Annotated in this window: 22 protein-coding genes; 11 read left to right on the top strand and 11 right to left on the bottom strand. The window is 66.9% G+C overall.

Annotated elements, in window-relative coordinates; translation table 11 throughout:
• Positions 1-17: 17 nt before the first annotated feature.
• Positions 18-452 carry a hypothetical protein gene (locus KK7_RS22405; protein ID WP_138983897.1) on the bottom strand — a complete coding sequence of 145 codons (435 nt, stop codon included), beginning with the start codon at positions 450-452 and terminating at the stop codon, positions 18-20.
• A gap of 122 nt (positions 453-574) precedes the next feature.
• Positions 575-1582 (bottom strand): transferrin-binding protein-like solute binding protein, encoded by a 1008-nt coding sequence (locus KK7_RS0100195; protein ID WP_010542628.1) that lies wholly within the window; start codon positions 1580-1582, stop codon positions 575-577.
• A 191-nt stretch (positions 1583-1773) separates the two neighbouring features.
• Here KK7_RS0100195 and ychF point away from each other — a divergent pair, with 191 nt between their 5' ends.
• Positions 1774-2871, top strand: coding sequence for a redox-regulated ATPase YchF (gene ychF, locus KK7_RS0100200; protein ID WP_010542629.1), 1098 nt, complete (start codon positions 1774-1776; stop codon positions 2869-2871).
• Between the two features lie 76 nt (positions 2872-2947).
• On the opposite strand, the gene KK7_RS0100205 is transcribed toward ychF, so the two are convergent.
• Complete coding sequence (locus tag KK7_RS0100205) at positions 2948-3517, bottom strand: ankyrin repeat domain-containing protein (protein WP_010542630.1); 570 nt, start codon at positions 3515-3517, stop codon at positions 2948-2950.
• A 63-nt stretch (positions 3518-3580) separates the two neighbouring features.
• Positions 3581-5227, bottom strand: a complete 1647-nt coding sequence (locus KK7_RS0100210) for a catalase (RefSeq protein ID WP_040597247.1) — start codon at positions 5225-5227, stop codon at positions 3581-3583.
• A gap of 185 nt (positions 5228-5412) precedes the next feature.
• Between KK7_RS0100210 and parE the strand changes: the two genes are divergently transcribed.
• A complete protein-coding gene (parE, locus tag KK7_RS0100215) occupies positions 5413-7389 on the top strand; it encodes a DNA topoisomerase IV subunit B (RefSeq protein ID WP_010542632.1) in 1977 nt (658 codons plus the stop codon).
• A 137-nt stretch (positions 7390-7526) separates the two neighbouring features.
• Positions 7527-8711, top strand: coding sequence for an energy transducer TonB (locus KK7_RS0100220; RefSeq protein WP_010542633.1), 1185 nt, complete (start codon positions 7527-7529; stop codon positions 8709-8711).
• A gap of 19 nt (positions 8712-8730) precedes the next feature.
• On the opposite strand, the gene KK7_RS0100225 is transcribed toward KK7_RS0100220, so the two are convergent.
• Complete coding sequence (locus KK7_RS0100225) at positions 8731-10788, bottom strand: TonB-dependent siderophore receptor (protein ID WP_237709099.1); 2058 nt, start codon at positions 10786-10788, stop codon at positions 8731-8733.
• A 49-nt stretch (positions 10789-10837) separates the two neighbouring features.
• Here KK7_RS0100225 and KK7_RS0100230 point away from each other — a divergent pair, with 49 nt between their 5' ends.
• Positions 10838-11995 (top strand): acetyltransferase domain-containing protein, encoded by a 1158-nt coding sequence (locus tag KK7_RS0100230; RefSeq protein ID WP_029622533.1) that lies wholly within the window; start codon positions 10838-10840, stop codon positions 11993-11995.
• Here the strand turns inward: KK7_RS0100230 and KK7_RS0100235 are convergent.
• From KK7_RS0100235 to KK7_RS0100245, 3 genes are read right to left on the bottom strand one after another with little or no spacing between them, the layout of a single operon-like run.
• Positions 11990-12250, bottom strand: a complete 261-nt coding sequence (locus KK7_RS0100235) for a hypothetical protein (protein ID WP_010542636.1) — start codon at positions 12248-12250, stop codon at positions 11990-11992. The two genes, KK7_RS0100230 and KK7_RS0100235, sit on opposite strands and share 6 nt — an antisense overlap.
• Positions 12229-12798: a GNAT family N-acetyltransferase gene (locus KK7_RS0100240; protein ID WP_010542637.1), complete on the bottom strand. Its 570-nt coding sequence runs from the start codon at positions 12796-12798 to the stop codon at positions 12229-12231. The genes KK7_RS0100235 and KK7_RS0100240 overlap by 22 nt, the downstream gene beginning before the upstream one ends.
• Positions 12785-13615 carry a TIGR00266 family protein gene (locus tag KK7_RS0100245; RefSeq protein ID WP_010542638.1) on the bottom strand — a complete coding sequence of 277 codons (831 nt, stop codon included), beginning with the start codon at positions 13613-13615 and terminating at the stop codon, positions 12785-12787. Before KK7_RS0100245 ends, KK7_RS0100240 begins: the two co-directional genes overlap by 14 nt.
• A gap of 118 nt (positions 13616-13733) precedes the next feature.
• On the opposite strand from KK7_RS0100245, the gene KK7_RS0100250 reads away from it, so the two are divergent.
• Entirely contained in the window at positions 13734-14675 is a 942-nt protein-coding gene (locus tag KK7_RS0100250) for a glycosyltransferase family 2 protein (protein WP_010542639.1), read from the top strand.
• A gap of 59 nt (positions 14676-14734) precedes the next feature.
• On the opposite strand, the gene KK7_RS0100255 is transcribed toward KK7_RS0100250, so the two are convergent.
• A complete protein-coding gene (locus tag KK7_RS0100255) occupies positions 14735-15637 on the bottom strand; it encodes an EpsD family peptidyl-prolyl cis-trans isomerase (protein ID WP_040597251.1) in 903 nt (300 codons plus the stop codon).
• A gap of 141 nt (positions 15638-15778) precedes the next feature.
• Here KK7_RS0100255 and welK point away from each other — a divergent pair, with 141 nt between their 5' ends.
• Both welK and KK7_RS0100265 read left to right on the top strand, forming a co-directional pair.
• The gene (gene welK, locus KK7_RS0100260; protein ID WP_010542641.1) at positions 15779-16825 is read left to right on the top strand and encodes a beta-1,4-glucuronosyltransferase WelK; all 1047 of its coding nucleotides are present in this window, start codon (positions 15779-15781) and stop codon (positions 16823-16825) included.
• Positions 16822-17688, top strand: coding sequence for a glycosyltransferase family 2 protein (locus KK7_RS0100265; protein WP_010542642.1), 867 nt, complete (start codon positions 16822-16824; stop codon positions 17686-17688). The genes welK and KK7_RS0100265 overlap by 4 nt, the downstream gene beginning before the upstream one ends.
• Positions 17689-17738: 50 nt before the next feature.
• On the opposite strand, the gene KK7_RS0100270 is transcribed toward KK7_RS0100265, so the two are convergent.
• Complete coding sequence (locus KK7_RS0100270) at positions 17739-19127, bottom strand: ATP-binding protein (protein ID WP_010542643.1); 1389 nt, start codon at positions 19125-19127, stop codon at positions 17739-17741.
• Positions 19128-19221: 94 nt separating this feature from the next.
• Positions 19222-19473, bottom strand: coding sequence for an XrtV sorting system accessory protein (locus tag KK7_RS0100275; protein WP_010542644.1), 252 nt, complete (start codon positions 19471-19473; stop codon positions 19222-19224).
• 406 nt (positions 19474-19879) lie between these two features.
• Between KK7_RS0100275 and KK7_RS0100280 the strand changes: the two genes are divergently transcribed.
• From KK7_RS0100280 to KK7_RS0100295, 4 genes are read left to right on the top strand one after another with little or no spacing between them, the layout of a single operon-like run.
• On the top strand, positions 19880-21043 hold the full coding sequence (locus KK7_RS0100280) for a porin family protein (protein ID WP_010542645.1): 1164 nt from the start codon (positions 19880-19882) through the stop codon (positions 21041-21043).
• A gap of 14 nt (positions 21044-21057) precedes the next feature.
• Positions 21058-21960 carry an SLBB domain-containing protein gene (locus KK7_RS0100285; RefSeq protein ID WP_010542646.1) on the top strand — a complete coding sequence of 301 codons (903 nt, stop codon included), beginning with the start codon at positions 21058-21060 and terminating at the stop codon, positions 21958-21960.
• Between the two features lie 35 nt (positions 21961-21995).
• On the top strand, positions 21996-23342 hold the full coding sequence (locus KK7_RS0100290) for a GNVR domain-containing protein (RefSeq protein ID WP_010542647.1): 1347 nt from the start codon (positions 21996-21998) through the stop codon (positions 23340-23342).
• Between the two features lie 8 nt (positions 23343-23350).
• Positions 23351-24049: a CpsD/CapB family tyrosine-protein kinase gene (locus KK7_RS0100295; protein WP_237709100.1), complete on the top strand. Its 699-nt coding sequence runs from the start codon at positions 23351-23353 to the stop codon at positions 24047-24049.
• Positions 24050-24088 lie beyond the last annotated feature (39 nt).

Here is a 24088-nt window from a genome sequence, read left to right on the forward strand (position 1 = left end):
GAAAGCGGACCTGAGATTCAGGCGCCGGATTTTGGCAAGCTGAACTTCCGGCCTGCAAAAAACTCACCGAAGAGCGTTCGAACCTGTGCCGTGCTCAATGCTCGCTCCGGAGAGGGGCGCAGAATGAATTGCTTGACGCGCTCCCAAATCGACCCATTGGCGTCGCCCATCTTCACTTGCCGATCGCTGTAATCCGTCGTCATTTCGGCCGCAAACGATGCAAGGGTGAAATAGCTTCCTCTTCTAGTGCTTACGGACCAGAGATCACCATGCCGAACAGCTTCGATATAGTGCCGTGGCCCTTGAGCGAGCTTAGCTGTTTGTCCCGATGCCAGACGAGGCAGGCCTTCCAAAGCTGCCTGAAGGTCGCTCTCTGTTTCAACCGCGATTTGTAATCCGTCCGCGAGAGCGAGCGTTGTGGGTTGCACTTCAGCTACAAGAACAGCGGTCATGTTATCAGCATGTCACGACGGGGCGAATGTCCGCAAGTGGGCGAGAACTGCCCCCAACCACCTCCAAAAGAAAAGGGGCCCGGTCGCCCGAGCCCCCTTCCCGCTATCGCTGAAGCAGCGCGTTACTGCTTGCGGCCGACCAGTTCGCCGACGATGCGGGTGTCCGCGCCGTTGATCGTGCCGGATGCGCCGAACACCACGCCGATGTTCGCGCCCTGCAGGCCGTAGAAGCTGCCGGCGATCGTGCCGGTCACCGGACTGCCGCTGTTGAAGCTGCCGTTGAACTGGTTCTGGCCGATCGGGATCGCAGCCTGGGCGCTCAGCGTGGCATAGGCGGTCTCCGCGCCGGTCGCCGGCACGGTCGTCAGGTTGAGCGTGGTGGTGACCAGGCCGGTGGCGAAGTTCACGGTCACCGTCGCGGTGCCGCCGACGCGGTTCAGCGTCGTCGCGCCGTTCGCCACGCTCACGGCGCGGCCGACGATGCGGGTGGTGTAGCTGGCGGTGCCGGTGGTCGGCACGTCATAGGTCAGCGTCGAATAGCCCCACACCGAATAGGTCAGGCGCTTCTGGCCGGTGGTCGAATCGCCGCGCCACCAATTGGCGTAGCTCACCGTCGTCAGCGAGCCGAGCAGCGCGTCGGTCGCGGTGGTGATCGCCTTGTTGCTGGTGTTGTTGAGGAACTCGAGCTGGGCGAAATTGCCCGCCAGCGCGTTGGTCGCGGTGCTGGTGCTGCGGAACGAGAATTCCGGCACGGTAGCAGCCGGCGTTACCAGGATGTTGGTGTTGGTGAAGCGCGATTCCTCGGCCGCTTCGTTGAACACATAGGTGCCCGTCGTCACGTCCGGGGCGGTCGCCAGCTTGACGCGGGTGGTCAGCGTCTCGGTCGCGGTCACGCCCAGGGTGACGGCGCCCGCCGTCGGATCGCCGGTGTAGCTGGTGGTCGCGTTGAGCGTGGCGAACTCGGCCGCGGCAGTCAGCGGGAACGCGGCGTAGGTCGGGGTGGGCGTGGGAGTCGGCGTCGGCGTGGGGGTTGGCGTGGGGGTCGGGGTCGACGAGGAGCTACCACCGCCGCAGCTGGCCAGCGCGACCGCGGCCGCAGCCGTACCCATAATGAAAATACGGCGAATCATACGAAAACTCCTCGTGAACCTGCGCGCGGCAGGAAAGACCGTGTTGCCCCTGTACCCCAGATGAACGGCCCTGCGTCAAGGCTAGACGCTGGCGGAGACGCGTCGCACTGGAAAAAGCCGCCGCCTGCGCGTATCGAGCGCGCAACATCGCCGGCACGCCTGCCGGCCCCTTCACGACAGGATCGAACTAAATGGGTTTCCGTTGCGGCATCGTCGGCCTGCCCAATGTGGGCAAGTCCACGCTTTTCAACGCGCTGACCGAGACGGCGGCCGCGCAGGCAGCCAATTATCCGTTCTGCACGATCGAGCCGAACGTCGGCAACGTCGCCGTCCCCGATCCGCGGCTGAACAAGCTGGCCGAGATCGCCGGCTCGCAGAAAATCATCGAGACGCAGCTCGGCTTCGTCGACATCGCCGGGCTGGTGCGCGGCGCCAGCAAGGGCGAGGGCCTGGGCAACCAGTTCCTCGGCAACATCCGCGAGGTGGACGCGGTCGTCCATGTGCTGCGCTGCTTCGAGAATGACGACATCCAGCATGTCGACAACCGCGTCGATCCGATCGCCGATGCCGAGACCGTCGAGACCGAGCTGATGCTCTCCGACCTCGAAAGCCTCGAGAAGCGTGTGCCGAACCTCGCCAAGAAGGCGGCGCAGGGCGACAAGGAGGCCAAGGCCGCCGCCTCGGTGCTCGGCCAGGCGCTGGAACTGCTGCGCGACGGCAAGCCCGCGCGGCTGACCGTCCCCAAGGACGAGGACGAAGCGCGCCACCTGCGCATCGCCCAGCTGCTCACCGCCAAGCCGGTGCTCTACGTGTGCAACGTCAACGAGGAAGACGCCGCCAACGGCAACGATCTTTCCGCCAAGGTCTTCGCCAAGGCGGCGGCCGAGGGTGCGCAGGCCGTCGTCGTCTCGGCGGCGATCGAGGCCGAGATCGCAACCATGCCGCTGGACGAGCGCGGCGAGTTCCTGGGCGAACTCGGCCTGGAGGAAACCGGCCTCGCCCGCGTGATCCGCGCCGGCTACACGCTGCTCGACCTGCTGACCTTCTTCACCGTCGGCCCCAAGGAAGCGCGCGCCTGGACCGTGAACCGCGGCGCCACCGCGCCCAACGCGGCGGGCACCATCCACAGCGATTTCGAGAAGGGCTTCATCCGCGCCGAGACGATCGCGTTCGACGATTTCGTCAGCCTGGGCGGCGAAGCCAAGGCGCGCGAGGCCGGCAAGCTGCGCGCCGAGGGCAAGGCGTACATCGTGCAGGACGGCGACGTGATGCACTTCCTCCACAGCTGAGTCCGCGCCACACGAAAAAGGGCTCGCACCGAAGGAGGGTGCGGGCCCTTTTTCTTGCGCGCGCTGGCGACAGCCCTCAGCGCGGGGCGAGTCTGGCCGCCAGAGCGGCATTGCCCTGCCCCGCCGCCACGCTGGCTGCGGTGCGTCCGCTTGCATCGGCGATCGCCGGATCGGCCCCGGCCGCGAGCAGCAGCTCGATCTGCCGGGCGCGCCCGAACAGCGCCGCCATCATCAGCGCGGTCTGCCCGGCCTTGTTGCGGGCGTTGACGTCGCACCCGGCCTTGAGCAGCCGCGCGGCGATCGCGTCGTCGCCCTTGAAGGCGACGCCCATCTGCGCGGTGTTGCCCTGGCCGCCATCGGCCTGGCAGGGATCGGCGCCGGCCGCGATCAGCGCCTCCAGCGCCGCCGCCTGGCCGTTATAGGCGGCGAGGATCGCGGGCGTGAAACCGCGGGCGTCGCGGGCATTGGGATCCGCCCCCAGCCGCACCAGTTCCGGCACCAGATCGGCCCGGCCGGCGCGCGCGGCTTCGAACAGCAGCGCCTGGCGCCGCTCGGGCGACGGCAGCTCGGCCGCGGCCGTCTGGGCGGCTGCCATCGGCACCGGGGCCAGCACGGCCCCGGCCAGCAGAAACAACAAGAAACGCATCACATGCTCCGATACCGCGAATGCCCGGGCCGGTACGTGCCGGCCCGGGTCTTCGGGGGGACCTCAGTTGGCGGCCAGCTGCTCGGCGTGCGCCGCGCGATATTCGGCGACCGCCTTCTCCACCTCGGCCAGCGGCACGTTCACCGCCTTGGCGAGCCGGGTGCCATAGTCCTTGTCGGCCTGGTAGAAGTAGCTGACCATGATCGTCCGCGTGCGCGGCGACACGACCTTGCCCAGATCGCCCGACAGGTTCTTGATCAGATCCGCCTTCTCCGCCGCCGGCAGCGCGCGGTAGAAGACGCCCGCCTGGGCGAAGTTGCTGCTCTTGGCGATCGGCTTGACGGCGACCGTCGCATCCACCGCATAGGGGGCAGCGCCCGCCTCGGCCGGGGTGGTCTTCGGGGCCAGCGCGGCGGGGAAATAGTTCACCCGCGAGGCCCGGCCCGAGGCGTTGAGCTGGCCGTCCTGGCTGTTGTTGACCACCGTGACGCGCGGCTTGTTGACCGGCAGCGCCAGCGCGTTGGCGCCGATGCGGTAGCGCTGGGTATCGGCATAGCTGAACAGCCGGCCCTGCAGCATGCGATCGGGGGAGGCCTCGATGCCCGGCACCATGTTCGACGGCGCGAAGGCGGACTGTTCGGTCCATTCGAAGAAATTGTCCGGCACCTTGTTCAGCGTCATCTCGCCGATCTTGCGGAACGGCACGCCCAGCCATTCCTTGGTGTCGTCGAACGGGTTGTAGTCGAGCTTGGCGAAGTCCTCAGGCCGCATCACCTGCACCATCAGGTCCCAGCTCGGATAATTGCCCTTGGCGATCTCGGTGTAGAGATCATGGGTGTGATAGTCGAACGCCTGCGCGCCGGCCTGGGCCGCGGTGAGGTTGTGGACGCCCTGGCGGCTGATCCAGCGGAACTTGGCGAACACCGTCTCGCCCTTGGCATTGACCAGCTTGAAGGCATGGACGCCGTTGCCGTCCATCGTGCGGTACGAGGCCGGGGTACCCAGGTTCGAATAGAGCTGGGTCAGCATGTTCGTCGATTCGGGTGTTGCCGAGAAGAAGTCGAAGAAGCGGTTCGGATCCTGCCGGTTGGTGACGGGATCGGGCTTCAGCGAGTGCACCATGTCGGGGAACTGCATCGCGTCGCGGATGAAGAAGATCGGCAGGTTGTTGCCCACCAGATCCCAGTTGCCCTGATCGGTGTAGAATTTGGTGGCGAAGCCGCGCGGGTCGCGCAGCCATTCGGGGCTGTCCTTGCCGTGGATCACGCTGGAGAAGCGCACGAACACCGGCGTTTCCTTGCCCGGCTGGAACAGCGACGCCTTGGTGAGATCGGAAATGTCGGCGGTCGCGCGGAACACGCCGTGCGCGCCGGTGCCGCGGGCATGGACGACGCGCTCGGGCGTGCGCTCGCGATCGAAGCGGGCCAGCTTCTCGATCAGATGCGAATCCTCGAGCAGCACCGGGCCGAGATCGCCCGCGGCCTTGGAATTGCGGTTGTCGCCCACCGGCGCGCCATTGTCGCGGGTCAGCACCGGCGCGGCACCGGCCTCCGCCTGGATGGGGGTATCGGCCTGGGCGCTGACCGGCGCCGGGCCGGTCGTCATGCGGCCGGAGACCTGGGTCTCGGTCTGGGCGGCGGCTGCGGCAGGCACGAGGGCGCCGCCGAGCAACGCGGCCATCGCCGCGCCGCTCCGGGTGGAACGAAGCATGAGGAAACTCCCTTTCTGGTCGGCGGCGGCGCGTCCGGCGCACCACATCACCTCGAGACATCTATGCAGGCGCGAGGACGGCAAGGGGAAACGCAAAGACGCGTTCACAGAAATCGAGCGGGCCGCTCAACGAGGGAGGAGTCGCCAGCTTGCACGGCGTGCCCCGCACCCCCTATACGTTCCGCATGTCCGAAGACCTCTTCGCTGCGCCCTCCGTCCCCTCCGGCACCTATGACGCTTCGTCGATCGAGGTGCTCGAAGGCCTGGAGCCGGTGCGGCGGCGGCCGGGCATGTATATCGGCGGCACCGACGAGCGGGCGCTCCACCATCTGGCGGCCGAAATCCTCGACAATGCGATGGACGAGGCCGTTGCGGGGCACGCCAACCGCATCGAGGTGACGCTGGCGGCGCCCAACCGCATCACCATCGTCGACAATGGCCGCGGCATGCCGGTCGATCCGCATCCGCGCTTTCCGGACAAGTCGGCGCTCGAGGTGATTCTGTCGATGCTGCACTCGGGCGGCAAGTTTTCGGGCAAGGCCTATGCCACCTCGGGCGGCCTGCACGGCGTCGGCATCTCGGTGGTCAACGCGCTGTCGGTGGACACGGTGGTCGAGGTCGCGCGCGACAAGCAGCTCTACCGCCAGCGCTTCAGCCAGGGCCAGACGCTCGGGCCGCTGGAGAAGCTGGGCGGCACCCCCAACCGGCGCGGCACCAGCGTCGCCTTCACCCCCGATCCCGAGATTTTCGGCGAGATGCTGTTCAAGCCCGCGCGGCTGTACAAGCTCGCCCGCTCCAAGGCCTATCTGTTCGCGGGCGTCGAGATCCGCTGGAAGTGCGATCCCTCGCTGATCACCGATGATACGCCTGCGGAGGCGGTGTTCCAGTTCCCCGGCGGCCTTGCCGATCACCTGAAGGAACAGGTGGGAACACGCGAATGCGCCACCGCCGATTTCTTCGCCGGCACCCAGGAATTCCCCGAGTCGCAGGGCCGCGTCGAATGGGCGGTCGCCTGGCCGCTGTGGAGCGAGGGCAGCTTCAGCTGGTACTGCAACACCATCCCCACCCCCGATGGCGGCACCCATGAACAGGGCCTGCGCCAGGCGCTGGTGCGCAGTCTCCGCAGCTTCGCCGATCTCGTGCACAACAAGAAGGCCAAGGATCTGAGCCCGGACGACGTCGTCACCGGCTCCGAGGTGATGCTGTCGGTGTTCATCCGCGAGCCGCAGTTCCAGAGCCAGACCAAGGACCGGCTGACCAGCCCCGAGGCGACCGCACTCGTCGAAAAGGCGGTGCGCGACCATTTCGACCATTATCTCACCGACAATATGGAGCGCGGCAAGGCGCTGCTCGGCTATGTGCTGGAGCGGATGGACGATCGCCTGCGCCGCAAGCAGGAGCGCGAGGTCAAGCGCAAGTCGGCCACGACGGGCCGCAAGCTGCGCCTGCCCGGCAAGCTGACCGACTGTTCGGCCGACAGCCCCGAGGGCACCGAGCTGTTCATCGTCGAGGGCGATTCGGCCGGCGGCTCGGCCAAGCAGGCGCGCGACCGCAAGACCCAGGCGATCCTGCCGATCCGCGGCAAGATCCTCAACGTCGCCAGCGCCACCTCGGCCAAGATCCTCGCCAACCAGGAAATCGCCGACCTGATCCAGGCGCTCGGCTGCGGCACCCGCAAGGACTGCGACGCCAGCCAGCTGCGCTACGAACGCATCATCATCATGACCGACGCGGACGTCGACGGCGCGCATATCGCAACGCTCTTGATGACCTTCTTCTTCCAGGAGATGCCGGACCTGGTGCGGAAAGGACATCTCTACCTCGCCCAGCCGCCGCTCTACCGCCTGACGGTGGGATCGAAGAGCCTCTACGCCCGCGACGACGCGCACCGCATCGAAATCGAGAAGACCGCGTTCAAGGGCAAGAAGGTGGAAGTCAGCCGGTTCAAGGGTCTCGGCGAGATGAACCCGAACCAGCTCAAGGAAACCACCATGGATCCCAAGACGCGCGGCCTGCTGCGCGTGACGCTGCCGCAGGAATATGAGGAGCGCGCCGGGGTAAAGGACCTGGTCGACCGGCTGATGGGCAACAATCCCGCCCATCGATTCGCCTTCATCCAGGAAAATGCGGCACGACTGGACGACGAGGTCATCGACGCCTGAGCGGGCTACCCTCAAAACCTGTCGCTTTCCGAAGATCGATCCGCCACGACAACGAAATATCACCGGCAACTACTCGACATCCCTACATTCTTGTGTTTGATTATTGCGATGTACTGATCTTTGGGAGAGTCGAGATCATGCGTCTGATTTCTTTGGCTGTCGTCACTGCTACTGCGCTGGCCTCGCAGGCACAGGCGCAGGATGTCCAGCAAGGTCATGCGATTGTCGTTACCGGCAGCTCCCTCAAGGAAACCGAGCGGCAACTGCGTCTATGTCTGAGCGGACAATGCGATCCCAGACAGGACATCGACGCCTCGCTTGCCCATGCCGAGAACCTGTTCCTTGCCGGCAATTATGCGGCAGCACGGGAGACCCTTGCCAAATCGGTGGATCGCAACGAGCGTCACCGCCGCACGCTGCCGGTGGAGGTTTCCGATCTGCAGCGTGCCTATGGGCGGATGGTCGACGTCAGCGGCCAGCCCGATATCGGCCGCATCGTCCAGATCGACGCGCTCGACAGCCTCAAGGCCGGGTTGGGGCGAAAGGATTATCGCGTATTCCAGCAGCGCATGCTGGTGGCGGACCAGTTCGCCCAGGCCGGTCGCATCCGTCTGGCCGAGGATATGTACGGCGCGGTCGAGCGGAAGGCGGCTTCCGCAGGACTGCCTCAGGTGTCCGCCTATGCACTGCTTCGTCGCGCCAAGCTGCTCGGCTCGGTCTCTCAGCTTCGGCCTGCCTACCGCTCGCAGTATCGAGCGGCACTGGGCCGCCTGGAGAAGTTGAAGGGCGAGGAACTGGCACAGTTCCGGGTGGCAGCCGCCGTGCTGCGCGCCCAGGATGCCGCGCGCCAGAACGATCCGTCCAAGATCGACGCGATCGTCGCGACGATGGACGTCAGCCAGCTGAAGCGCCCTTATCTGATCTACGCACCAGTGATCGAGTTGCAGCCCGCCCCCAGCCGGATGCCTGTCAGCGGCGCGGGCCGTCCCGCGGAATGGGCCGATGTCCGGGTCACGGTGCGGCCCGACGGCCGAGTCGACGGTTATGAGATCCTGCGTCAGTCGGGCGGGATCGACGAACGGCTGATGGGCAAGGTCACCGACAGCATCGCCCACCGACGCTACACGCCCTACACGCCGGGCAAGGGCAAGCCGCTCGCCTATCGCGTTGAGCGTTTCTCGTTCGTGAAGGACTGGTGGACCGGCGAGAACAAGATGTCGGGTAATTCACGTGTCCGGATGCAGAACGTGAACGCACGGCTCGCCTGGCTGGACCTCACGCCCGAAGAGTCGCTGCCGGCGAGCAAGAGCGCGGGCGGCTGACGCCCCCGCGCGCCCTGCATCAATAGCCGACGCGCAGCGACGCCCGGACCGTGCGCGGGGCGCCCGGATAGACCCAAAGGCTGCTGTACGAGCTCATCGCGTAGCGGGCATCGAACAGATTGTCCGCTTCCAGGCGCAGCGTCATCCGGCGCGACAAGGCGTATTCGGCCGCCGCCTTGGCCTTGACGTAGCTCGGCAGGATGAGCCCGCTGCCGTCGATAGCGCCGGCGCGATCGCCGACATAGGCGAGTCCGCCGCTGATCGACGGCCCGCGCCCGTCCGCATCGAGGAAACTGCCAAGGACGAACAGCGTGCCCGCGTGCGCCGGCACGTCCAGCACGCGATCGGTCGCGAAGCTGCGATCAAGGGTGCGGGCATGGGTCCAGGCGTAGTTGGCGACGAGCTGCCAGTGGCGCCCCAGCCTGGCCGATCCGTCGAACTCGATACCATGGCTGCGCAGCCGCCCGACCGGCGCGTTGAAGTTGGGATCGACCGGATCGTTGGTGAGGATGTTGCGCTTCTCGATGGAGAACCAGCTGGCCGACAGCGCCACGCCCGGCAATCGCACCGAGGCCCCGAGCTCATAGCCCTTGCCCGCCTCCGGCGCGAAACCGCTGCCGTCCCTGCCCGTGCCGGAATTCAGCACGAAGTTCTCGCCCCAGTTCGCATGCAGCGCGAAACGGGTGTCGAGCCGATACTGCGCACCCACGCGAAAGTGCACCGGATCGTCGACCGCGCGGCCCACCGCACCGGTGCGGACGTTATGGATGCGCTGGCGATAGGGGTCGTAGCGTACCCCGCCGCTGAGCGTGACCCGGTCCGCCACCTCCCACAGATCCTGCACGTAGAACGTTGCTGCCCAGCGCTTCTCGCGATTGTCGGTGAACGGCAGCAGCGGCAGTGCGGTGCCGCCATAGACCGGCGCGAACACGTCGATCGCATAGGGAGCCGCCGCACTCGGACTGCGGCGGAGCAGCAGCTCGTGATAGTCGAGCAGATAGCCTTTGGCGCCGAAGCTCAGCTGGTGGCGTCCGACACGCCCGGCCAATTCCATCCGCGCCGACAGATCGTCGACCGTATAGCCTCGCTGGCGGCGCTGGCGCCACAGCGTCGTCCCGTTCACCAGGCGCGACTGGTCCGCCGAGAATCCGCGCAACGAGCCTGTCCGCCAGGCCACGCCGCCGTTCAGCGCCCAGCCGCCACCCAGCGCCACCTCGCCGGTCAGCTGGTGGCGCTCGTTGCGGAAGCGGGTGACGCCATTGGCCGGCTCGCCGAAATAGCGGCTGCGGGGCAGGGCGTTGGCATTACCTCCGATCGCCGGCATGCCCCGGTCGAACGGCGTATCGAAGCGGGTGATCTCGCCGACATAGGTGAGCTGTGCCGAGTCCGACGGCCGCCAGGTGAGCGAGGGCGCCACCACCCGCCGCTTGAGCGTCACGAAGTCGCGCCACCCGTCGCTGTCTTCTCCGGCCGCGACCAACCGCGCCGCCAGCGTCGTGGTGATCGGCTGATTGACGTCCACTTCGACGCGCCGCGTATTAAACGAGCCATAGGTGAGCGTCGCGGTCCCGCTTGCGATGGCGCCCGGTGTTTTGCTGACCAGATTCACCCGGCCGCCCGGGTCGGCATCGCCGAACAGCGCTCCCATCGGGCCCTTCAGCAGCTCGATGCGTTCGGTCGTGGCGGGATCGCGCGGCGGGGCCATGCCGCGATTGGCGAGGAAGCCGTCCACATAATATTCGGCGCCGCCATCGGGCGTGCCGAGGAAGCCGCGAATTGCGAAATTGTCCATCACGCCGCCGCGATTGTTCTGGTTGCTGACGCCACTGATCAGCTCCAGCGCATCGGACAGGCGATAGGTCCCTGCGGCAGTGAGCAGGTCGCGCTCGAGCGCACGGCTCGACTGCGACATGCGCTCGGTCGCCGGATCGGCCGAAAGTGTGCGCTCGGTCCGTGCCGCCCTTGTGCCCAGTACGACGATTTCCTGACCGGCCGAATCTGGGTCGGGTTCCCGCTCCTCGGCGGCGGCGGGAAGGATCGCGCCAAGCGAAAGCAAGGCGGCCGTGGCGAGTGTCACGCGCAAAATGGGTTGCCCTTTGTGTAATGTTGTATCATTGCGCTGCAATATGAAGCAGACATTGTCAACCGGTGACAGCGCCTCGCCCCGCCCCCGCATCCGCTCGATCGACGCCCTGCGCGGGCTGGTGATGCTGCTGATGCTGGTCGATCACACCCGCGAATCCTTCTATTCGACGGTGCCGGTCCCCGATCCGCTGGGCACCGACACCCCGACCGCGCTGTTCCTCACCCGGCTGACCGCGCATTTCTGCGCGCCGGTGTTCGTGCTGCTCACCGGGCTGGGTGCCTGGCTCTATGCCGATAAGCGCGGCGGAGCGGCGGCGGCAGCGGACTTTCTGTGGAAGCGCGGGCTGTTCCTGGTCGTGCTGGAGGTGACGCTGGTCAACTTCGCCTGGGGCTTCGATCTCACCCCACCGATGCTGTATTTGCAGGTGATCTGGGCGATCGGTCTCGCGATGCTCGCGCTGGCGGTGCTAGTCCACCTGCCCCGCCCGGCGCTGATCGCGATCGGGCTGGGAATCGTGCTGGGGCACAACCTGCTCGACGGCCTGCACGTGGCGGGCGAACCGGGTCATGCGATATGGGCGGTGCTGCACGAGCGCACCGTGTTCGAGCTGCCCTGGGGCCAGCGCCTGCGGATCAGCTATCCGCTGCTGCCCTGGATCGGCGTGATCGCGCTCGGCTATGCGCTGGGCCCCTGGTTCGCCGCCACGGTCGATGCGGCGATGCGGCGACGGCGGCTGGTCACGCTCGGCCTGGCGGCGCTGGCGCTGTTCGTGCTGCTGCGTGCGACCAATATCTATGGCGATCTCCACCCCTGGCGGGCGGGCGCGGATGCGCTCGGTACCGCGCTCCAGTTCGTCAACCTCACCAAATACCCGCCCTCGGCCGATTTCGTGCTGGCGACGCTGGGCGTAGGACTGATCGTGCTCGCCGGGTTCGAGCGGCTGCCGGATCGCCTCACGGCGCTGCTGGCGGTGCTGGGCGGGGCACCGCTGTTCTTCTACCTGCTCCACCTCTACCTGCTGAACGGGCTGAACCAGCTCGGCCGGCTGCTGCTGGGCGTGGCGGGGCCGGTGAGCGTCCCCGATGTCGCGGCGCTGTGGCTGCTGGCAGCGGCGGTCGCGGTGCCGTGCTGGTTCGCCACCCGCGCCTTCGGCCGGATCAAGCGGCGGAGCAGTGCGTGGTGGATGCGCTACCTATAGGTCGCCGCGCATCCGCCGCTGGTGGTATTTCACCCGCACGGTGACGCCCAGCACCATCAGGAATAAGGCGAGGCCCAGCACCGCCGCGGGCACCGCGACGGGCATCGGCAGCACCCGGGCCCGCAGCGCCGCCAGCAGCGCGCCGAGCACCGCCAGCCACACCGCGCCCATCCGCAGCGGCCGCGCGATCTGCTTCAGCTCGGCCTTGTAGGCGGCGCGCTCGGCGGGATCGTTCAGGTTCGGCGGGGTCGGCATGTCCAGTCTTCCTTGAGCAGCCCGTAGAGCGTCGTGTCGCGGATGCCGATATGGGTTTCCCATTCGGCCCGCAGCACGCCCTCCAGCCGGAATCCCAGCCGTTCGAGCAGCCGGCGCGAATACACATTGTCCGGGTCCGTGTCCGCAAAAACCCGCCGATAGCCCTCTGCGAGGAAGAGCTGGTCGAGCACCAGGGTCAGCGCCTCGGCGGCGATGCCCGTCCCCCAGTGCGGGCGGGCGAGCAGATAGCCGATCTCGCTCACGTTCTTGCGCTTCTCGTTTACCGCGACGAAGCCGATCGCCGCATCGTCGCCAGCCCGCGTGATCGCCCAGTGGCGCCAGCCTTCCTCGTCCTCCTCGGCGAACCAGGCCCGGGTCTGCGCGAGATCCGCATGGGGCGCGTGGCTCCACCAGCGCATCAGCTCCACATCGGCATAGGCAGGGTGGAGCGCGTCCGCATCCTCCGCGACGAGAGGACGCAGCCGCAGTCGAGCGCTGGTCAGGACGGGCGTGTCGGGCGCGTCGCCCTCCGGCTCAGCGATTGCCACCGATCAGGTCGCCCAATCCGCCCAGCACCGAACCCTCGCCGCGATTCTGCCCGCCGCCGCTCGCCGCCGCCATCATCCGGCCGGCAAGCCGCGCGAACGGCAGCGACTGGATCCACACCTTGCCGGGCCCGCGCAGCCGCGCGAAGAACACGCCCTCGCCCCCGAACAACATGCTGCGCACCCCGCCGACCGAGACGAGGTCGAAATCCACCGACGGCGTCAGCGCGGCGAGGCAGCCGGTATCGACATGCAGTTCCTCGCCCGGCGCCAGCTCCCGCTCGACAATCGCGCCGCCCATCTGGACGAACACCCAGCCATCGCCGTCCAGCCGCTGCATGATGAAGCCCTCGCCCCCGAACAGCCCGGTCATGATCCGGCGCTGGAAGGCGATGCCCATCTGCACGCCCTTGGCAGCGGCGAGAAAGGCATCCTTCTGGCAGATCAGCGTGCCGCCGATGTCGGCGAGGCGCAGGGGCACGATCGCGCCGGGCACGGGCGAGGCGAAGGCAACCCGCGCCTTGCCGCTGCCCTGGTGGGTGAAGACGGTGGTGAACAGCCCCTCCCCGGTGACGAGCCGCTTGCCCGCCCCCAGCAGCTTGTCCATGAAGCCGCCGCCCTGGTTGCTGCCGTCGCCGAACACGGTCTGCATGGCGATCGGTGCGTCCTTCCACACCATCGCACCGGCTTCCGCCACCGCGCTCTCGCCCGGGTCAAGCTCGATCTCGACGAACTGCAGTTCCTGGCCTTTGATCTCGAAATCGATATCATCGGCATAGCCTTCGCGGCGCGTGTGCGACCAGGGGCTCATCGGCGGCATGCTTCTCTCCTCAACCTGCTGGCGGCAGTTGCTACACGAACAAAACGTCCGCGCGAAGTCTTGCTGCAATGCAACCTGCGGCTCGACCGCGCTTTGCTTTGGAGCTACAGGGAAGCCCATGACCGACCAGACCCTGCCGCATGTCTCCGTGCTCGTGGTTGCCTACCACTCCACCGACTTCATCCGGCAGTGCGTCGACGGGATCGCGGCGGCGGCACCGAATACGCCGTACGAAATCCTGATGATCGACAATGGCGGCGGCGATACCGAAGCGTTCGTCCGCGCAGAATTGCCGCAGGTCCGCATCGTTCCTTCCGAAGGCAATATCGGCTTCGGTGCGGGCAACAACCGCTGCGCGGCGCATGCGCGCGGCCAGTATATGATGCTGGTCAACCCGGATGCGGTGCCGCAGCCCGGCGCGCTCGACCGGCTCGTCGCCTTCGCCCGCGCGCATCCCGAGGCGGCAGCCTGGGGCGGCCGTTCCTACGACACGGCCGGCAAGCTCGATCCCGGCAACTTCCTGCCGCTGCCGACGCCGATGGACTTCGTCGCCTCGATCGTTTCCGCCCGTCGCTTGCGCCGCGGCGGCCTAGCGGAGGATGCGACCGAGCCTGGCCCGGTCGACGTGCTCAACGGCGGCTTCATGATGGTCCGTGCCGATGTCTGGCGCGAGATCGGCGGCTTCGACGAGAGCTTCTTCCTCTATTCGGAGGAAGTCGACATGTTCAAACGCATCCGCGAACGCGGTTATGCGGTACTGGTCGATCCCGGCGTCGCGGTGGTCCACGATGCCGGCAGCGGCCATTCCCTTTCCTCCAGCCGTATCATGTTCATGACGACCGGACGGATGCACTATGCCCGCAAGCATTTCACCAAGGGCGGCGCGCTCGTCACCGGCTGGGCGATCTGGCTCGCCGCGCTGAAATATCAGCTGCTCGGCAGCCTGCTGGCGCCGCTGTTGCCGAAGAAGCGCGAACGCCTGACCGCGGTCAGCCGCGCCTGGGCGCCGGTCGTGCGCGAACGGCGGCGCTGGTGGGCGGGATATCCCGCCAAGAAGTGATCGCGGGCTTCGCGCCCCGCAATCCGTGGGGGAGGAAGCGAACTTCCTCCCCGCTGGATTTACTGGCTGTTCTGCATCGGCGCCTCGGGCGCAGGCGTGGCCTTGGGCGCAGCGCCGCCCTTGAGCTGCGGCGGCGCGCCATAGCCCGGCTGGTACTTCACGGTTTCCCGCGCCTTCTTCAGCCGCTCGTTCAGCTGGGCGTCGGCTGCCTTGCTGAAGCGTTCGGTGCGCAGCGCGTTCAGCGCCACTTCGCGCGCCTGGTCGCCGGTCAGCGGCTGGATCGTGGTCGCGGTGATCACATTGGCGGTGATGCCCTGCTGGGTCGGCAGGATGAACATTTCCGCCGCCGGCAACGCCGCGATCTTGCCGGCGATTTCCGGCGGAAGTGCTGCGGTGTCGAGCTGGGTGGGCGCGCGGCGGAACTGCACGCCGTCGGCAGTCAGCTTGGCGGCGAGCTGGTCCAGCGTCTTGAGTGGCGCGAACTCTTTGAACTTGTCCGACGAACTGGGCGGCGGGAACACGATCTGCTCGATGCTGTAGACCTTGCGCTGGGCGAACCGATCCGGATGCGCGGCCTGATATTGTGCCACATCGGCATCGGTCGGCTGGCTGATGCCGCCGGCGATCTTGTCGCGCAGCATGCTCGTGAGGATCAGCTCGTCCGCACGGCGCTGCTGGATCAGGAAGGACGGCGTCTTGTCGAGCTTCTGCTCACGCGCGATCTTCGACAGGATCTTGCGTTCGATGATGCGCTGCAGCGCGAGCTGCTCGGCCAGCTTGCGGTCGGTCCCCTGCGGTACCGGCGCGGCCTGCACCTCGGCATTGAGCTCGAAAACGGTGATCTCATCGCCATCGACGGTGGCGACAACCTGCCCCTTGTCGAGCTTGCCTTCCTTGCTGCCACATCCGGAGACGGCGAGCGCGGCCGCGGCCACTGCCGTTACCAGGTACAATTTCTTCATGAAGACCTCCCTGCCGGCACGGAATTGCGCACGGCACAAACTTCTACTTGAACCTATTCGGACGGGCGGGCATCCGCAATAGCGTTGGCAGTGCAGCATGGCTCCCGCCCCGGGGGCCAGCCGCGAAGGCAGGGGGACAGCATGGCAGAAGCGACCGAGGCGGCGCACACGACGGGCAAGCGACTGAAAATGTGCCTCGCAGCGTCCGGCGGGGGCCATCTGCGGCAGATCCTGGATCTGGAGTCGGTCTGGCGCGAACACGATTACTTCTTCGTCACCGAAGATACGGCCCTTGGCCGCAGTCTCGCGGAGAAACATCCGGTGGAGCTGGTCGGCCATTATGCGCTTGGCCAGGCCCGGCTGGGCCACCCCTTCAAGATGCTCGGCGGCGCCCTGCGCAACCTGCGGCAGAGCCTCGCCATCGTCCGCAGGCACAAGCCGGACGTCGTAATCTCGACAGGTGCCGGCGCGGTCTATTTCACCGCGCTGTTCGCCAAGCTGTTCGGCGCGAAGTTCATCCATATCGAAAGCTTCGCCCGCTTCGATCACCCCTCCGCCTTCGGCAAGATGGTGAAGGGCATCGCCACGATCTCGATCGTCCAGTCGCCGGCGCTGAAGCAGATCTGGCCCGACGCCGAACTTTTCGATCCGTTCCGGATGCTGGACACGCCGCGCCCGCCCAAGCAGGCGCTGACCTTCGCCACGGTGGGCGCCACCCTGCCCTTCCCGCGACTGGTGCAGGCGGTGCTCGACCTGAAGCGTGCGGGCGGCCTGCCGGGCAAGCTGATCCTGCAATATGGCGATCAGGCCCTGACCGATCCCGGCATCCCCGACGTCGAGATCCGCCCCACCATCCCGTTCGACGAATTGCAGCTGATGCTGCGCGACGCCGACATCGTGATCTGCCACGGCGGCACCGGCTCGCTGGTTACCGCGCTGCGTGCCGGCTGCCGGGTGATCGCCTTCCCGCGCCGCTTCGACCTCGGCGAACATTATGACGATCACCAGGAAGAGATCGCCCAGACCTTCGCCGACCGCGGCCTGCTCCAGGCGGTGCGCGACGAACGAGAACTCGGCGCGGCGGTCGCCGCCGCCAAGGCGACGGAGCCCAGGCTCGCCACCACCGATCACACCGCGCTTGCCGCCCGGCTGCGCACCCTGCTGGCCGAATGGGGGGCGAAGCGATGACCGGGCCGCGGATCAGCGTCGTCATCCCGCACTACAACGATCTCGAGGGTCTGACGAAATGCCTGGAATCGATCGACCGGCAGACGATCGACCGCGGCAGTTTTGAGATCATCGTCGGCGACAACAACTCCCCTTGCGGCATCGCCGCGGTGGAAGCCGTGGTCGCCGGGCGCGGGCGCGTTGTCCCCGTGCTGGAAAAGGGTGCCGGCCCGGCGCGCAACGGTGCCGCGGCGGCAGCGCGCGGCGAAGTGCTCGCCTTCACCGACAGCGACTGCGTGGTCGCTCCCGGCTGGCTGGCCGGCGGCGTGGCGCAGGTCGCACCCGGGCGGTTCGTCGGCGGCCACATGTTCGTCATCAAGCCCGAGGGCCCGTTGAGCGGTGCCGAGGCGCTGGAGCTTGCGGTCGCCTTCGACAATGAGGGCTATGTGCGCCGCGCCCAGTACACCGTGACCGCCAACCTGTTCGTCATGCGGGCGGATTTCGAGCGCGTGGGCGAGTTCAGGACCGGCGTGTCCGAGGACATGGAATGGTGCCACCGCGCAATCGCGAAGGGCCTGACCATCGACTATGCCGCCCAGGCGTCCGTCGGCCACCCGCCACGGCGCGACTGGGAGGCCCTGCTGGTCAAGACGCGCCGAATCCAGCGCGAGCTGTACCTGTTCTACAAGGAGCGTCCGCAGGGGCGACTGCGCTGGCTGGCGCGCTCGGCCCTGCAGCCGGCGCTGCTGCCTTCGGACGCGGCCAAGATCCTCCGGACGTCCACCACGCAGGGCGCGCGCGCAAAGGCGCTGTTGACCGCGTGCCGGCTGCGGTTCTGGAAGAGCGGGGTCGGACTGCTCCAGCTGCTCGGGCGCCCCGCCTGATCGGGGGGGGGGCGTGCCGACACGCGCCGACACCCCGCCCCTTCGCGACTTCAGGCCGTGGCCAGCGCTTCTTCGAGCGTGCCGCTGTCGAGCCGAAGGCGGCCCACCATCAGCCACAGATAGACCGGCAGCGAATCGTCGGTGAAGCGGAAGCGCCGGACGCCATCCTCCATCTCGGCTTCCAGGCCCAGCTGGCCGGCAAGCGTGGCAAGTTCCTGCTCGACCTGCACGGCCGAGACCGGTGCGCCGGGCAGCAGATCCACCACCGTACGCGCATCGAACCAGCTGTCGACCGAGCGCGAGGCCTCCGCCAGCGCCGCGACCAACGGATCGTAGCGGCCGCCAACGAACTTGCGCATGTCGACCACCGTGCGCGGAGCCATGCGCCCCTCGATTTCGAGGATCGCCTGGTCGAGCGCCCGGCTGAGATGGCCGACATCTACCGTAAGACGGCCCTGGTCGAGCGCCTCCAGCGCCGCGTGATGGCACAGCAGCCGCGCCAGATAGGGAGACCCCAGCGCCAGCAGGTGGATGATGCGCGTGAGATCGGGATCGAACCGCACACCCGAGGCGGCCTCGCCCAGGGCGATCATTTCCTGAACCTCTGTCTCCTCGAGCCGCGGCATCGGCAGGCCGATGACGTTGCGGCGGATCGACGGCACATAGCCGATCAGCTCCTGCAGGTTCGAGGCGACGCCCGCGATGACCAGCTGGACCCGCGCCGAGCGATCCGACAGGTTCTTGATGAACTCGGCGACCTGCTGGCGGAAGGCGCTATCCGTCACGCGGTCATATTCGTCGAGGATAATCAGCACACGCGTACCGGTGATCTCCGTGCAGAGATCGGCCAGCTCGGCTGGCCCGAAGGCGCCTTTGGGCAGGCGATCGGCGATACTGCCGCCACTCTCCGCTTCGCCCGCATTGGGCGCGACGCCGCGGTGGAACAGCAGCGGCACGTCCTCGAGCACGGCGCGGAACAGATCCGGGAAGTTCGCATTCGCCCCGCAGGTGGCGTAGCTGACGATGTAGCTGCTCTCGCGCGCGACGTCGGAGAGGACGTGGAGCAGCGAGGTTTTGCCGATACCGCGCTCACCGTACAGCACGACATGGCTGCGCTGGCTTTCGATCGCCGAAATCAGGCGGGCCAGCACGCCCAGGCGTCCGGCGAAACTCGAACGATCCGCCACCGGCTGCGTCGGCGTGAAATAGGTACCAAGCGCGAAGCGCGCGCGGGTTATCTCGCGCCGTTCCTCGCGCCGCTTGTCCAGCGGGCGATCGAGCGCGGACGCACGGAAGGTCGGAAAATCGGGACGGCCGCGTCCGCTGTGCGCGTCACGATGCGGCACGACCGTGGCGGTCAGCGGAAAATACCCATCCTCTTCGGGCGCAGACCGACGCCCGAAGGGCCACAAGAACTTCAGCGCAGAACCTACAGCCACTCGAACACCTCATCTAATGAACGCCACCGCGCGGATGGTCGCCCCTGGCTCGCGCCCTCTGGCGCCCCCTCCCTGCGAACCGACGCCGCCCTGGTCAGCGACGCTTGAAAAATTCGTACGGTTTGATGACGAAAGCAATATACGCCAGTACCAGTACGATCGTCAGGATCGCGAATACATGGTAGTTCTCGTTCCCGAGATAATTCGCCACTGCACAGCCAACTGCAGGCGGCAGATAGCTGATCATCGTATCGCGTACTACCGAATCGGCCTGGGATCGTTGCAAGAAGATAACGATCAGGCCAGCGAATATTGCGATGGTCACCCAATCATAGGGCGTCTGCATGCATGTCCTTTCTATTCGGCGCCGGGAGCGAAGGACTTCCGGCGTCGTCCCGTCACGCACTAGCAGGGCGGGCCGCAGCTCGCTAGATACCGCAGTGCGTGATAAAGGGCGGTTAAGATTTCGCGGCATCTCCGCGGGAAGTTCGAACCGATCGCCGCCCTGCGGCTGTGCCGCGCGACAGGAACCGGATAGGATGATGTTCCCGTAGTGGGATATTACGCACCATGGCATCGTTCGATCCAGTTGCTTGTACTGGAGGCCATTGATAATGAAGCCAGGAACCCGGGGGACATTCGTGCCAGTAAATCACGTTCGAACGGCTGCTAAACCTAGCGCCTCCACCCTGCTTGCGCGGGTGTGCGGATCGGCCGTCTTGTTCGCAGGTGCAGCATCGGCACAGCCCGCAATGGCGCAGCAGCGCTCGTTTCCGCCGCGCCCGACCGGCACGGAACGCCAGATCGACGTCCGGGCGACGGCAGCGCTGGAGTATAATGACAACGTCGTGCTGAACGACCCGCGGATCGCGCAAGGTGCGCCCCGCGACGACGTTTCCGCAGCGCCCTCGCTGGATCTCAACATCCTGCTGCCGCGCCCGACCGGATCGGTCTATGTGTCGGGCAATATCGGCTATCGCTTCTACCGGCGGTACAGCTATCTCAACCGCGAGATGATCTCGCTGAGCGGCGGCATCGACCAGCGGCTCGCATCCTGCGTCGTGCACGGCGACCTCGGTTATCAGCGCCGCCTGAGCGATCTGTCGAACCTCTCGCTGCAGGATTCGCCCGAAAGCTTCAAGAATACCGAGGAAGTACGTCGCTACGCGACGGACATCGGCTGCGGCGGTCAGTATGGCCTGCGCCCGGCGGTGGCATTCTCGCGTACCGAGGTGCGCAACAGCCGCTCGGAACGCAGCTACGCCGATTCGAACACCAATATGGTCACCGCGCAGCTCGGCCTGCTGGTGCCCGCCATCGGTACGGTTTCGGTATTCGGTCGCTATGCGGACAGCAGCTATCCGCGCCGCCCGGTGCCGGCCGGCTCCGAGCGCGACGGGCTGAAGAGCTATGCGGCGGGCCTGCAACTCGAACGCTCGGTCGGGCAAAGGCTCGATTTCCGGGGCTCGGCAAACTACACCAAGGCCGATCCGAAGCTGCGCGGGACGCGCGGGTTCAGCGGCTTCGGCTTCGACCTTTCGGCGGCCTACAAGGGCGATCCCTTCACCGTCCTGCTTTCCGGGTCGCGCAGTGCAGAACCGTCGCAGCTCTTCTTCATCAGCTACGAAGTCGTGACCACGTTGACGGGATCGGTGACCCGCCAGCTCGGCGACCGCACCTCCCTCTCGCTGCGCGCGAGCAAGACCTGGCGCGATCTTTCCGCCTCGGAACTCTTCCCCAACGCGCCGCGGGTAGGGAACAACGATATCGGCTCGATCTTAGCAAGCGCGGTCTATCGCCCCAGCCGCCGGCTGCGCTTCAGCCTCGAAGGGGGCTATGAACGCCGCACCTCGAACGTTCAGCTCTATCAATATCGCGCCAAACGGATCAATCTGACGACGTCGCTGTCGCTCTGACAAGGGCCTAATTCATGAACGAAAACCGCCGGTTCCACTTCGTTGCAATGCTCGCCGGTGCCGCTGTCTTCGCGGCGCCGGTTTCTGCGCAGATTCCCACCCGCTCGGTCCCCGGCCCTGCCAAGGCGCGTCCGGCCTCGCTGCCGCAGACGCCCCAGCAGCAGACTGCAAACGCGCCGGTGCAGGCCAGCGCTGCCCCGATCGCGTCCGGCACGGCGCCGGCCGGCTACAGGATCGGCGTTGACGACGTGCTGGAGGTCGACGTTCTAGGTCAGAGTGACTTCAAGACCCGCGCCCGCGTCCGCGCCGACGGCACCGTCACCCTGCCCTATCTGGGCGCGGTGCCCGTGCAGGGCGAGACCTCGGTCTCGCTCGCGGAAAAGCTCGCGGCCCAGCTGCGCGCCGGCGGCTATTACGCCAAGCCGATCGTCAGCGTCGAAATCGTCAGCTTCGTCAGCAACTATGTGACGGTGTTGGGCCAGGTGACCACCTCCGGCCTGCAGCCGGTGGATCGCGGCTACCATGTGTCCGAGATCATCGCCCGCGCCGGCGGCGTGAAGCCGGACGCCGGCGACTTCGTCGTGTTGACCCGCGCCGACGGCACCAGCGTCAAGCTCGACTACAAGAAGCTCGCCCAGGGCACCGCCGATCAGGACCCGACGGTGACCGCCGGCGACAAGATCTTCGTGCCGGAGGCCGAGCGCTTCTACATTTATGGTCAAGTAAACGCACCTGGCGTATATGCGATTCGGTCGGACATGACACTCCGCCGCGCGCTCGCCCAGGGTGGTGGTCTCACCCCCGCCGGGTCGGCGAAGCGCGTGAAGGTCACGCGTGATGGTCATGAAATCAAGTTGAAGATGGACGATCCGATCAAGCCCGGCGACACGATCGTCATCGGCGAACGGTTGTTCTGAGCTAAGGCAATGATGGCAGCGGACGAGGCACACCAGTGAGTATTACCCAATTCTTCCGCATTCTCTGGGCGCGCCGGTGGATCATCCTCCCCGCGTTCCTCGTCTGCGTCACCACCGCGGCCCTGGTCGTACAGTTCCTGCCGGAACGCTACCGTGCCACCACGCGAATTGTGCTGGAAACCTTCAAGCCGGACCCGGTGACGGGCCAAGTGATGAACTCGCAGTTCATGCGCGCCTTTGTCGAGACGCAAACTCAGCTGATCGAAGACTATGCGACGTCGGGCCGCGTTGTCGACGAACTGGGCTGGGCAAATGACCCCGCGAACATTGCGGCCTTCCAGGCCTCCAGCGCAGCGGCTACGGGCGACATCCGGCGCTGGCTGGCCAACCAGATTATCCAGAACACCAAGGCCGACGTGATCGACGGGACCAACATCCTCGAGATCTCCTATTCGGACAGCTCGCCGGATCGGGCCGAGCGGATCGCCAACATGATCCGCAGCGCCTTCCTGGCACAGTCACTGACCGCAAAGCGCCAGGCGGCGACCAAATCTGCCGAATGGTACACCCAGCAGGCCGAGGCCGCCCGTCAGGCGCTGCTCGCCGCCGTCCAGGCCCGCACGGACTTCGTAAAGAAGTCGGGCGTCGTTCTCACGGAGACCGGTGGCGACCTCGACACCCAGAAGCTGGAGCAGCTGCAGGGCCAGAGTGCCGCCGCGGCCGTGCCGGTCGCAGCTGCCGCCAGCGCCATGGGCCCGGCCCAGTTGCAGCTCGCGCAGATCGATCAGCAGATCCAACAGGCGGCAACCAATCTCGGCCCGAACCACCCCGCCTTCCAGGCGCTTCAGCGCCAGCGCGACGTTCTCGCCCGCGCGGCGGCGGCAGAGCGCAGCCAGGCAGGCGCCGCTGTCGGTTCGGGTCGCGGCGTGATCGAGAGCGCCGCCAATGCCCAGCGCGCGCGCGTGCTCGGCAACCGTCAGGACGTGGACCGGGTGATGCAGCTCCAGCGCGACGTGACGCTGAAGCAGGACCAGTACATGAAGGCCGCCCAGCGCGTCGCCGATCTGCGACTGGAAGCCAGCAGCAACGACACCGGCATGTCGACCCTCAGTGAAGCCTCGGCACCGGACACGCCCTATTATCCGAAAGTGCCGCTGATCATCGGCGGTGCCGCGGGCTTCGGCCTCAGTCTCGGCCTGCTGGTCGCGCTTCTGGTCGAGCTGCTCGGCCGCCGGGTGCGCAGCCCCGACGATCTGGAAGTGGCCGCCGACGCGCCCGTGCTCGGCGTCGTCCAGAGCCGCACCGCGCTTGCCGCGCGCCTTCGCCGTACCCATGAATCGCTCGGCGAACGCGCCGGCACGCACGGAGCTTCAGTAAACTGATGGACGCGATGACCAGCGAACCGCTGCCCGAAGGCGATCGCCCGAGCGCGATGCCGACCACGCCCGACACCGTAGGGGTCCTCGAGTATCAGCTCGTGCTGTCCGATCCGACCGGCATCGAGGCGGAAGCGATCCGCGCGCTGCGCACCCGCATCATGGCGCAGCATCTGCGCGAGGGCCGGCGCGCCCTCGCCATCTGCGCTGCCTCCACCGGCGTGGGCTGCAGCTTCACGGCGGTGAACCTCGCCACGGCGCTGGCCCAGATCGGCATCAAGACCGCGCTGGTCGATGCGAACCTGCGCGATTCAAGCATCGGCGCAGCTTTCGGCATCGCGTCGGACAAGCTGGGTCTTGCCGACTATCTCGGCAAGGGCGATGTCGACCTCGCCTCAATCCTCCACCCGACCAGCCTCGACCAGCTCTTTATTATCCCCGCCGGTCATGTCGAGCACAGCCCGCAGGAACTGCTTTCGTCCGAACAGTTCCACGACCTGGCGACCCAGCTGCAGCGCGAGTTCGACATCACGATCTTCGACACCACCGCCGCCAACACCTGTGCCGATGCACAGCGCGTGGCCCAGGTGGCCGGCTACGCCCTGATCGTCGGTCGCAAGGACGCCAGCTACATGCGCGACGTCACCACGCTCAGCCGCACGCTGCGCGCGGACCGGACCAACGTCATCGGCTGCGTGCTGAACGGCTACTGACTTGGATCAGATGACCGCAGGCGCGGCGGCAGGGCAGGC

Origin of the sequence: Sphingomonas elodea ATCC 31461 (assembly GCF_000226955.1) — a bacterium.
Lineage (GTDB): Bacteria > Pseudomonadota > Alphaproteobacteria > Sphingomonadales > Sphingomonadaceae > Sphingomonas > Sphingomonas elodea.